The 11,365-nt window shown below is 59.5% G+C and carries 9 protein-coding genes and 1 pseudogene; 3 read left to right on the top strand and 7 right to left on the bottom strand.

The features are described from left to right. The first annotated feature begins 167 nt into the window (after positions 1-167). Positions 168-3,650 carry a response regulator gene (locus tag ACRXB1_RS05090; protein WP_449491332.1) on the top strand — a complete coding sequence of 1,161 codons (3,483 nt, stop codon included), beginning with the start codon at positions 168-170 and terminating at the stop codon, positions 3,648-3,650. A gap of 39 nt (positions 3,651-3,689) precedes the next feature. Here the strand turns inward: ACRXB1_RS05090 and ACRXB1_RS05095 are convergent, their stop codons facing one another. Further along, positions 3,690-4,115 carry a GFA family protein gene (locus ACRXB1_RS05095; RefSeq protein WP_174362253.1) on the bottom strand — a complete coding sequence of 142 codons (426 nt, stop codon included), beginning with the start codon at positions 4,113-4,115 and terminating at the stop codon, positions 3,690-3,692. 186 nt (positions 4,116-4,301) lie between these two features. On the opposite strand from ACRXB1_RS05095, the gene ACRXB1_RS05100 reads away from it, so the two are divergent. Further along, positions 4,302-5,795: an MDR family MFS transporter gene (locus tag ACRXB1_RS05100; protein ID WP_449491333.1), complete on the top strand. Its 1,494-nt coding sequence runs from the start codon at positions 4,302-4,304 to the stop codon at positions 5,793-5,795. A gap of 4 nt (positions 5,796-5,799) precedes the next feature. Here the strand turns inward: ACRXB1_RS05100 and ACRXB1_RS05105 are convergent, their stop codons facing one another. Then, positions 5,800-6,936, bottom strand: coding sequence for a PAS domain-containing sensor histidine kinase (locus tag ACRXB1_RS05105; RefSeq protein WP_449491334.1), 1,137 nt, complete (start codon positions 6,934-6,936; stop codon positions 5,800-5,802). Positions 6,937-7,010: 74 nt separating this feature from the next. Then, positions 7,011-7,508, bottom strand: coding sequence for a hypothetical protein (locus tag ACRXB1_RS05110; RefSeq protein ID WP_231941511.1), 498 nt, complete (start codon positions 7,506-7,508; stop codon positions 7,011-7,013). A gap of 286 nt (positions 7,509-7,794) precedes the next feature. Here ACRXB1_RS05110 and ACRXB1_RS05115 point away from each other — a divergent pair, with 286 nt between their 5' ends. Further along, positions 7,795-8,604 (top strand): AraC family transcriptional regulator, encoded by an 810-nt coding sequence (locus ACRXB1_RS05115; protein ID WP_449491335.1) that lies wholly within the window; start codon positions 7,795-7,797, stop codon positions 8,602-8,604. Between the two features lie 16 nt (positions 8,605-8,620). Here ACRXB1_RS05115 and ACRXB1_RS05120 read toward each other — a convergent pair whose 3' ends face one another. The 4 genes and pseudogenes from ACRXB1_RS05120 to ACRXB1_RS05135 form a co-directional block, all read right to left on the bottom strand. Next, positions 8,621-9,688 (bottom strand): threonine aldolase family protein, encoded by a 1,068-nt coding sequence (locus tag ACRXB1_RS05120; RefSeq protein ID WP_449491336.1) that lies wholly within the window; start codon positions 9,686-9,688, stop codon positions 8,621-8,623. 141 nt (positions 9,689-9,829) lie between these two features. Continuing rightward, positions 9,830-10,345 (bottom strand): winged helix-turn-helix transcriptional regulator, encoded by a 516-nt coding sequence (locus ACRXB1_RS05125; RefSeq protein ID WP_449491337.1) that lies wholly within the window; start codon positions 10,343-10,345, stop codon positions 9,830-9,832. A 29-nt stretch (positions 10,346-10,374) separates the two neighbouring features. Continuing rightward, entirely contained in the window at positions 10,375-11,004 is a 630-nt protein-coding gene (locus ACRXB1_RS05130; RefSeq protein ID WP_449491338.1) for a cysteine hydrolase, read from the bottom strand. 174 nt (positions 11,005-11,178) lie between these two features. Beyond that, positions 11,179-11,365, bottom strand: a pseudogene (locus ACRXB1_RS05135) (hypothetical protein); the annotation flags it as partial.

Genomic DNA, 11,365 nt, shown 5'->3' on the forward strand with positions numbered 1-11,365 from the left:
AAATTCACCTGAAAGGCACATCGCGTTTCATCGCCGACGGCGCGTTGCAGAAAATGTATCATCTGCGCCAGCACGCGCGGCGGCCTTGTTCCGGAAGGCGCCGCGCACCCATTACACCGGCAGAACCGCGCCCCCGATGCGCTCAATTCAATAACAGGGATAACGCAATGCCCGATCGTATTGCTGTCGATCAGAACAGCTTTCGCCGTATCATTCGACGCAACATCGCCTTGCCGCTTGGCGCGGGAATCGCCACTGCGGCCGTGTTCGTGGGCCTGCTGTTCTATCTGCTGTCGGCCATGAACTGGCTCGAACATTCGGAGCGGGTGATCGGTGATGGCAACGACCTGATCAAGCTTGCGGTCGATCGTGAATCCGGCCAGCGCGGTTTCCTGCTCACTGGCGACGACAGCTTTCTTGCCCCTTACCAGCTTGGCAAGGCGAGCTTCAACGCAAAGCTCTCGACGCTCATTGACCTGGTCAGCGATAACCCGCCGCAGGTCGAACGCCTGAAGCGCATCGAAGCGTTGCAAACGCAATGGGAACGCTTTGCCGAACAGACCATCGCCATGCGGCGGGCAAATCAGGACGTCGTCGGGATTCTGCGCACGGGGCGTGGCAAGCTTGAATTCGACGAGACCCGCCGCGAGTTCAAGGACTTCATGGACGTAGAGCTGAATCTGCGCTGGGAGCGCGCCGCGACCGCGAAGCAGGTCACGATCACGGCTGTCGCCATCTTCCTTGCGATCAGTTTGTCCTTGAGCGCGATGCTTGCCATCTTCGGGCGTCGCGAGTTGATGAAGCTGTCCGAGACCTACGATAACGCGCTGCAGGCACAGGCCGAACACAACGAGGTCCTGCATCAGCAGGCGTGGCTGCGAACCGGACAGAGCCAGCTCGCAGAGAGTCTGGTCGGCCAGCAGACATTGCCGCGCCTCGGCCGCGCGATGCTCGAGTTCCTTTCGCAGTATCTTGGCGTGGTGGTCGCAGCGCTTTACGTGCGCGATGAAAGCGGCAAGCTGCGCCGCGTCGCCGCGTATGGTTTCAGCCGCGAGAACGAGGCGCGCGAACAATCCTTCGAGAACGCCGAGACGCTTGTCGGGCAAGTGGCCGAGAGCCGTCGGCTGATGGAACTCGACGATATCCCCGACAACTATCTCAAGGTCACCTCGGGCCTTGGAACCAGCCCGCCTAAAAGCGTGGTGATGACCCCCATCGACAACGACGGCGCCGTGAACGGTGTGATCGAACTCGGCTTCATGCAGACACCGTCGAAGCGCGATGTCGAGTTGCTCAAGCTGATATCGGCGAACGTAGGCGCTTCGGTGGAAGCGGCGTTGTATCGTGAACGTCTGCAGGATGTGCTCGCCGAAACGCAGCAACTTAACGAAGAGTTGCAGGTCCAGCAAGAAGAATTACGCTCCGCAAACGAAGAACTGGAAGAGCAGACCGCCGCACTTGAAGAGTCGCAATCCAACCTGAACAACCAGAAGGCCGAACTCGAAACCATCAACGAGCAGCTCACGTTCCAGGCGCTGACGCTCGATGAGAAAAACGAAGCGCTCAACAAGGCGCAGACCGAACTCGAAGCGCGCGCCGAAGACTTGCAGCGGGCGAGCCGCTACAAGTCCGAGTTCCTCGCGAACATGTCGCACGAGTTGCGCACGCCGCTGAACAGTTCGCTGATCCTCGCAAAGCTGCTGTCCGAAAACCACAAAGGCAATCTCAGCGACGAACAGGTCAAGTTCGCAAACACGATCTATTCGGCAGGCAACGACCTGCTCAACCTCATCAACGATATTCTCGATATCTCCAAGGTCGAGGCGGGCAAGCTCGAACTCGCGCCGGAAGAAGTATCGCTCGCGCGCCTGACGGAATCGTTGCAGCGGACCTTCGAACCGCTCGCGGGTCAGAAGCGGCTGACGTTCACGGTCGGTAATGAACCCGGCACGCCGTCTTCAATCTTCACCGACTCGCGGCGGCTCGAACAGATCCTGAAGAACCTGATATCGAATGCGCTGAAGTTTACCGATACCGGCGCCATCTCACTGACGTTGGGCCGCACGGGCGACGATCGTGTGCGCTTCGCGGTGAAGGATTCGGGTATCGGCATTGCGCCGGAAAACCAGGAGACGATCTTCGAAGCCTTCCGTCAGGCGGACGGCACCACGAGCCGTCGATACGGGGGCACCGGACTCGGCCTTTCCATCTCGCGCGATCTCGCGAAACTGCTGGGCGGCACTATCCACGTGACGAGCGCGCTGGGCGCGGGCAGCACCTTCGAACTCATTTTGCCGGCGCGCTGGACGGATAGCAGTGAAGTGGCGGAGAGCGCACCTGTCGTGGCGCCGCCGCGTGCGGTCCCCGTACCCGTCGTCCGTGTCGAGGCGCCGCTCGTGGAGACTGCGACCGTCGCCGTCGCCGCGTATGACGACGACCGGCACGAAGCCAATCCGGGAAAACGCTCGGTGCTGGTGATCGAAGACGACCTGGCATTCGCGAGCATCCTGTACAACCTCGCGCACGAAATGCGTTATCGCTGTCTGGTGGCGCAAACCGCGGCCGAAGCCATGCAACTCGTCGCGCAGCATCTGCCCGATGCAATCCTGCTCGATATCGGCTTGCCCGATCGTTCGGGGCTCATGGTCCTGCAACAACTGAAGGACGGGCCGCAGACCCGTCATATCCCCGTGCACGTGGTCTCCGCCAACGACAGCGGCGAGGCGGCGCTGCATCTTGGCGCTATTGGCTATGCAGTCAAGCCGACCACGCGCGACCAGCTCAAGGACATCTTCCGCAAGCTGGAAGACAAGTTCACGCAGAAGGTCAAGCGCGTATTGCTGGTCGAAGACGATGCCCGCCAGCGCGAAAGTATCGTGCAGCTCATCGGCGATGATGACATCGACATCACCGCCGTCGAGTTCGGTGAGGAAGCGCTCGCGCTGCTGCGCACGACCATTTTCGATTGCATGATCATCGACTTGAAACTGCCGGATATGCAAGGAGGCGAACTGCTCCAGCGCATGTCGGGCGAGAACATGTATTCGTTCCCGCCGGTGATCGTCTATACCGGACGTAACCTGACGCACGCGGAAGAAGCCGATCTGCTCAAGTACTCGCGCTCGATCATCATCAAGGGCGCGCGTTCGCCCGAGCGCTTGCTGGATGAAGTCACGTTGTTCCTGCACAAGGTGGAGACCGATCTGTCCACCGAGCGGCAAACCATGCTGAAAACCGTGCGCGGCCGTGATCGCGTGTTCGAGGGCCGCCGCATTCTTCTCGTCGATGACGACATCCGCAACATCTTTTCGCTGAGCAGCGCGCTCGAACACAAGGGCATGACGGTCGATATCGCGCGCAACGGTTTTGAAGCCATCGACAAGCTCAACGAGGTGACGGATATCGACCTGGTGCTGATGGACGTGATGATGCCCGCAATGGACGGGCTCGAAGCCACGCGCCGCATTCGTACCGATGCCCGCTTCAAGACCCTGCCGATCATCGCGATTACAGCAAAGGCGATGAAAGACGATCAGGAACAGGCGCGCGCGGCCGGGATGACGGATTATCTGGCGAAGCCGATCGATCTGGACCGGCTCTATTCGCTGTTGCGTGTCTGGTTGCCGGGGCTGGAAAGAATCCGGGCTTGACGGTCTTGAAAGAACTCTGCAGGGCCTCTGACCGTTCTTTCAATCGAACTCCTGGTATTGCGGCAATGAATCAGTGATCGTGTACCACGGCGCTTTCGATCCAACAAAAATATGCGCCGTGGGACGGATGGAGGGGCTATCCATCAGCGTGCCCATCGTCACATGAGCGAACGCGCCTTCACGCACGACGGAGTACATGAGCGAGCCGCAATGCCTGCAATGGACGTCGTGCGCGGCGCGTGGATCGCCGTGGATCAGCAGCGCGTTTTCACCTTGCACAAGCGTGAGCTTGTTCCGTTCGATGCCCGCAAACGGCTTGAAAGCCGAGCCTGTTGCGCGCCGGCAATTCGAGCAATGGCAATTCAACGCATAGACGAATTCGTCCTTCACCGCGTAGCGGACCGCGCCGCACAGGCACTTTCCGGCAAGCAAGGCACAGGCGTGAACCTCGTTCGATGAATTCATGATCGGTGGATGAAAGAGCCTCGTATGCCGCAAGTTTAGGCGTGACGCGTGTGTCTGCGCTATCCCGTCGAGCGAATATCCTTAGCAGGGTTCATACTTACGCCTGGCCGCCTTGCTGCGACCGTTTCACGCGTCGCGGCGGCAACGACCCCGCGCCGGCTCCACGTTCCCCATTACAACAACTTCATGCCCCGCAACCAGCAGACGTCGCGTCCGTTAGTCATTGCATCGGTGATGGCATCAATGGCAATGGTCGCCATTGAAGCCACCATTGTTTCCACCGCCATGCCGCAGATCGTCGCGCAACTCGGCGACCTGCATTTGTACAGTTGGGTCTTCTCGTCGTTCCTCCTGACGCAGACCGCAATGACTGTCATCTTCGGCAAGCTCGCCGATCTTTACGGCCGCAAGCCGATTGCGCTCATCGGCATTGCGATTTTCCTGATCGGGTCGGTGCTCGCCGGCTTCGCGTGGTCCATGCCCGCCATGATCGTGTTCCGCCTGATCCAGGGCGTAGGCGCAGGCGCGATCCAGCCGGTCACGCTGACCATCGTCGCGGATCTTTACCCGGCACGCGAACGCGGCAAGGTGCAGGGGTATCTCGCCAGCGTCTGGGCTATTTCAGCGGTGGTCGGACCCATGGTCGGCGGGTTGATCATCCACGACTTCTCGTGGGCGTGGATCTTCTGGATGAACGTACCGATCGGGCTTTTATCGGCGGCGGGTTTCATCATGTTCCTGCGCGAGTCGGAACGGCATGCAAAACCGTCCATCGACTTCGCGGGCGCGGGGCTGTTCATGGTCACCATTGCTTCGTTGATGATGGCGCTGACCTACGCGGGTGACGACGATATCGCCAAGGCATTCATGGCCGGCGGCGCGTTCGTGGTGTGCCTGTTGTTCTTCCTGATGCAGGAAAAACGCGCGGCCGAACCGATGATTTCATTCGCGCTCTGGAGCCGCCGCCCGATTGCCGCGTGCAATGGCTCGACGGTACTGTCCGGCATGATCCTGATGGGTTCGACGACGTTCCTGCCCATGTACGTGCAGGGCGTGTTGCACCGTTCGCCGGTGATTGCAGGCCTCGCGCTCACCATGATGATGGTCGGCTGGCCCGCCGGCGCGACCTTTGCCGCGAAGTCGTTGCATCGCTTTGGCTTGCGGCCCATCCTGGTCGGAGGCAGCGCATTCATTCCGATCGGCGCCGTGTTCCTGCTGACATTGTCGCCGGGAAGTTCGCCGTTGATTGCCGCGTTCGGGTCGTTGATCATGGGATTCGGCATGGGGACGTCCAGCGTCAGTTCGCTCATGCTGATCCAGGAGATCGTAGACGTCGCGCAGCGCGGCAGCGCGACGGCATCGAACCTGTTCTCGCGCAATCTGGGAAGCACGCTCGGCGCGACCTTGTTCGGCGCGGTCCTGAACTTCGGGTTGAGCCATTCAAAGGACGTGGCCGCGGTGACATCGGATCAATTGAAAGCGTTGCTGCAGAACCAGGCGGGGAGCATGGGCAGCGGGGACGCGATACGTCAGGTGCTGCACGACTCGCTGCACCTGACGTTCGTCTCGATCTTCGTGATTGCACTATTCGCGGTGGGATTCTTGTTGTTCGTGCCGAAGGTCGACATTGGCGGCGAGCGGAAGATGCCGGTGGAAGCGCTCGCGCCGCTGGAGGACTGAAGCCTCATTGCGTCTTTCGGTTGACCACGTCGAGCGGCAGCTCGACATGGATGCGAAACCCGTCGGACGGTGCGCTTTCAAAAGCAATCCGTCCTTGCAATTCATGCACGCGTTCCTGCATGCCGAGAAGTCCGAAGCTGTCCTTGCTGCGGTTCCGGCCGATCGTCGTGCCCTTGCCGTTATCCTCAATATCGAGCTGCAGGTGATCATGCGTGAGGCGCATTTCGATGCGAACCCACGTGGCTTGCGCATGACGCGTGACGTTGTTCAGCGCTTCCTGCACAAGGCGAAAAACGGCTGTCGCCGCCGTCGCTGATAAATCCAGCGGACCGGCCAGATTGTTCACCGAGATGACCAGTTGATAGCGGCCGCGAAACTCGCCTGCAAGCCATTCGATCGCGGCTTCGAGTCCCAGGTCATCGAGCATGGACGGCCGTAACCCGCCGGCTAGGCGCCGCGTGGACGCAATGATGGAATCGATCTTGTCCTGCACGAGATGCGTGCGTGGTTTTGCCAGGCGCGAGTCGTCAGTGCCATGCGATAAAACCCGATCCAGCATCGCAACATCCATTTTCAATGCGATCAGTTGCTGGCCGAGGTCGTCATGCAGTTCACGCGCGATCCGTGCCCGTTCCTCCTCCCGGGCGCTCTGCACATGCGCGGACAATGCGCGGGTGTGCTGCAAATCGATCAGCCGGAGACGGTCGGTCATGTCGCGCGTGACTTTCGCGAAGCCTTGAAGCGCGCCATCGGGCGCGCGTATTGCCGTGATCGTGACGTTTGCCCAGAATTGCGACCCGTCCTGGCGCACGCGCCAGCCTTCGTCTTCTATGCGGTCCTCGGCCTCCGCAAGCGCCAGTTCGGTCTCGGGCTTGCGGATCGCGATGTCCTCGGGCGTATAGAACACGGAGAAGTGCTGCCCCACGATCTCGCCGGCCGTATAACCCTTGATACTTTGCGCGCCGCGATTCCAGCTCACCACATGCCCGAGCCGATCGAGCATGAAGATCGCATAGTCCTGGACCGCATCGACGAGCATGCGGAAGTGAACGTCGCTTATTTCAAACGGGAACGCATTGCTTGATGAGGCGTCGTTTGCCCGTCGCGAGGAAGATGGATCGTCTGGTTGGTCGACCGGCACGTGATTCTCCCGCTCGGATTGCTCGCAAAAACGTCATCACTCCCGCGCGCCGCTGGCCGCGGGAGATCAGACGGTCACTTCTTCAGGCCATCCATCAACTGAACGGTCTCGTAGTTCTGGACGAGTTTTTCCAGGCCGCGCACCACATCGGCTTCCATTTCAAGCAGCGCCTTGTCACCCTGGAATCTCGCGCGAACGGCCGGATGAAAGCGCGTATTGATGAAGTCGCTGATTTCCTCGATATGCTCGAGGGTCCCCGAATCCGGATAAAGAACCGTTTTTGGGGACGCGGCATCGTAGAAAAGATTGTGCTTCCACTTGGGCACGAAGTTCTCGGGCTTCGTATCTGTCACCAGGAACGAGCCGATCAACTGGAGCTTGCCCTTCATTGTCTTTGGGGTCAGAAACGTCCAGACCTTGCGGGGGAGACGTTCCTTCATCCCCTCCAGCTTGTCGCCGTTTGAACCCAATGTCCCGATGCGCCCTTCCTTGATGTCTGACGCATAATCTTTCCAGTAATAGAAAATATCCAAAGCTTGTGACCCGTTGTTCCTGTAGTTGCTGGTATGCACCAGTCGCAGCCGAGACTCTGCCTACGCCCGGCTGGGCATGACTGGGGCGCTTATTTGTCGTTCAAAAATCGATCACGATGGCTTTCGAGCGTCGCTCGTATTTCCCGATCATATCGCGCCGGACGAACATTCTCGAAACAGCGCTTCGTGGACGGGGTATTGCCCGATTTTAATTTCATACGTCAATGAGCTGGCGTGCGGCAAATCCTATGCTGAATCGGTCGGAATGCCCGCTGCATGAATCGACGCTAGAATCGGGTTTCGAATCACGTTCAGCCATCGGAATATGCCAGATAGCGTCGCCTACCATCGTAGCAACTTGACTCCCGGTCTTGTGCTTGGTGAGGCGCGTCTTTCGGATTTTCGCTTCGAGCGTCATTATCATCTGGATTACCACGTGGGCATGGTGACCGAGGGGGTTCAGCGGCAGCGGCATCGTGGCAATACGGAATTTCTCGCGCCCGGACGGATCTCGCTCATGCCGCCGGGCGAGATACACGATGGCGATCGGTATGGCGACGGCGCATATGTGCTCAAGACTTTTCGTTTATCGCCCGAGCTTCTTGGCGCCGTGGCCGAAGAAATCTTGGGCTCGAATGCCGAACCGACCCCTGCCGGCGCGCTCCTCGAAAACGCCGGACTGGCGGCGCGTCTGATCAACCTGCACAGCACGATGCAGGCAAGTGCCGTAGCGTCGCCGCTGGCGTTGCAATCGGAATGGCTGACGTTGTTCGACCGCTTGTTCACGCAATCGCGCGTGGTCGCGCCGCAGTCGGTCAAGGGTAGGTTGCGCGCCGAGGACTGGCATCGCGTGAAAGATTATTGCCACGCGCATCTGGCGCACAAGATCACGCTGGATGAACTCGCTGCGCTTTGTGGGTTGGAGCGATTTCATTTCCTCAAGCTGTTCAGGCAGACCGTTGGCATGACGCCGCACGCGTGGCTCGTGCGGTTGCGGCTTGAACAGGCCGCATCCATTCTGCATGCAACGTCGCGAAGCATTGCCGATGTCGCGCAGGACGTCGGTTTCTACGATCAGAGCCATTTCAACCGCGCGTTCCGGCGTGCATTCGGCGTGGCGCCATCGCGCTATTGATACGCTTCATGCGGTTTTATCCGGCAAGCCGCGCGACGTTGGCGATCAGGTTATCGACGTCTTCAGTGGTCGTCGCGAACGACGTCACGAAGCGCACCACGCCCGGTTCCCATCGGTTGTGGTAGAACACGAACCCCGCTGCCAGAAGCCCTTCAATGACCGCTGCCGGCAAGCGGCAGAAGAGAATGTTCGCTTGCGGCGCGCCGAAGATCTCCACGCCCTCCAGGTCCTTGATGCCGTCCTGAAGGCGCCGGGCGGTGTCGTTTGCCTGGCGTGCGTTGCGCAGCCATAGATCATCGGTCAGATACGCGTCCATCTGCGCCGAAAGAAAGCGCATCTTGGAGAACAGATGGCCGGCGCGCTTGCGCCGGTAACCCATCTCGGCGGCCAGTTTTTTATCGAACAAAACGATGGCTTCAGCGCATGGAACACCATTTTTTGTTGCGCCAAAAGACAGCGCGTCGACGCCTGCTTTCCATGTCATTTCCGCAGGCGTGCAGTCGAGCGAGACGAGTGCATTCGCAAAGCGCGAACCGTCCATGTGCAGGCCGATCGAGGATGCGCGGCACAGGTCGCCCAGTTCGCGGATTTCATCGAGGCTGTAGATGCTGCCCACTTCCGTAGCTTGCGTGATGCTGACGCACGAAGGCTGCGTCACGTGGACGTCGCCGACCTTGACGTTCGCGGCCTTGCGCAGGTTCACGGGGTCGATCTTCGCGGACGGCCCGTCGACAGAAATCAACTTCGCGCCGTTCGTATAAAACTCGGGCGCGCCGCATTCGTCATTGTTGACATGGCTCGACGGGTGGCAAAAGACGCTGCCCCAGGGCGGCGTCATGGCCGCGAGGCACAACGCGTTTGCCGTCGTTCCAGTAGGCACGAGAAACACATCCACGTCGCGCTCGAACAGTTCGGCAAGCTTGCGTTCGACGCGCGCCGTGAGCGCATCGCCGCCGTAAGGCGTTGACTGGCCCGTGTTGCAGTCCACCATGGCTTCAATCACTTCCGGCGAAGCTCCGGCGATGTTGTCGCTCGAGAAGCCGAGGGCGGGTTCTTTGTGTGTCGATACAGCTTGCTGATTCACGAGTCGGTCCTTTCTGCGGCGGCAAGGGGTGCGCTTCAAACTCGTGAGCTTAGTGAAAACCTGATCTGTACGCTTGTATAAAATTGATCGGCGTGACCGCCGTAAATCAGTGCGGCTTTTTACGGCAGCGCGCCAGACCGTTCACGAATCGCCGCTGCGCCGTGCCGCCAGGAACGCCGCTTTCCTTTCTTCCCTTTCCGCCGCAAAGGCAGGGCTGATGGTCGCGTGGGTATCGTCGAAAGAAAACGGCTTGCTGCCTGGAGTCGGCCGCCACGATGCATCGACAACCTTCTTGCTGCGCTTATGCACCAGATGCACCGCCGGTTCCGCCTTGCCTTGCGGGTCGTCCCACTTCATTTGCCACGCACGAAGCAGGAGCAGGACTTCATCTAGATCCTTGCCTTTGGCCGTTGCGTGATACTCGTAACGCGGCGGCCGTTCGTTATACAGGCGCCGCTCGATCACGCCGTCCTTCTCGAGGCGCTTCAGTCGTGTCGACAACAAAAACGACGACATGCCCGTCTGCGCCTGGATTTCCTCGAAGCGCCGCGAGCCCATGCTCAGTTCGCGCAGAATGAGCAGGGTCCAGCGGTCACCCACCACGCTCAACGAGCGCGCGATGGGGCAGACACTTTCGCAAACCTGGTCCCAACTCATCCTTTCTCTCCGCTATCAAACAATCGGGTTCACGCAACATGCACTGGCAGCTTCGATAACAACTCGTCAGTCGTCAATATAGCGTGCGCGAACATGGGGGCGTTGGTTTGCGCCGCGACCATTCCCGCATGGCTGAATGCAGCGGTCGCGTCTTTTACGAGCGTCACATGATAGCCGAGCTCCATGCCGAAACGGCCCGTGGACTCAATACAGCTATTCGCGATCAGGCCGACAAGGATGATCTTCTGGATGCCATTCTGCTTGAGTTGCAGGTCGAGATCCGTATTGGCGAAGCCGCTTTGCGCCCAGTGTTCCTTGATGACGACATCGCCTGGTTGCGGACCGAATTCCGGATTGAACTCGCCGCCCCACGTGCCGACTTCGAACGCCTTGGTCGGCAGTCCCGCCTGCTGGAACATGTTGATGTGCTGCCAATGATCGAAGTCGCCGGGATGCGAGCGGTGATGCGGAACGATAAAAACCTGAATGCCTGCTGCCCGCACCGTGGGGATGATCTGGCGGAGATTGTCGAACATGTGCGACGCGTCGGCGGTCTCCTTGATCGCGTTGAAGAGCTTGCCGCCCTCGGTCATGAAGTCGTTGTACGGATCGACGATCAACAGCGCGGTGTTGTGTTGCTCATAGTTCGATGCAGACATGGCGGCTCCCGGAAAAGTGGAAATGGATGAATCAGGCAACCGTGACCGAATGTTACTTCAAAAAATGAAGGCACAACAAAAAAAGATGCCGTGCGATTGGCGGCGCTTGGTCGCCCGTGGCACGGCATCTAAATGTTCATTAAGAACTTAAGACTTTTAGAACGCTTGAGAAACTCAGGTCCGAAGCAGCCGCGTCGACATCGGGCTTGCAGCTTTCTGATTGAACAGCGTTGCTCTGACCCGCGCCGGATCGAGACCAAACGTCTCGCCGGCCGCCGCTGCAATCAACGAGTCGAGCCCGAGCGTCGGCCGCAAATCGCGCCCCTGGTAAAGCGCCGCAAGATGAAACAAGTTCCGATAA

This window comes from Caballeronia sp. M23-90, assembly GCF_053574605.1.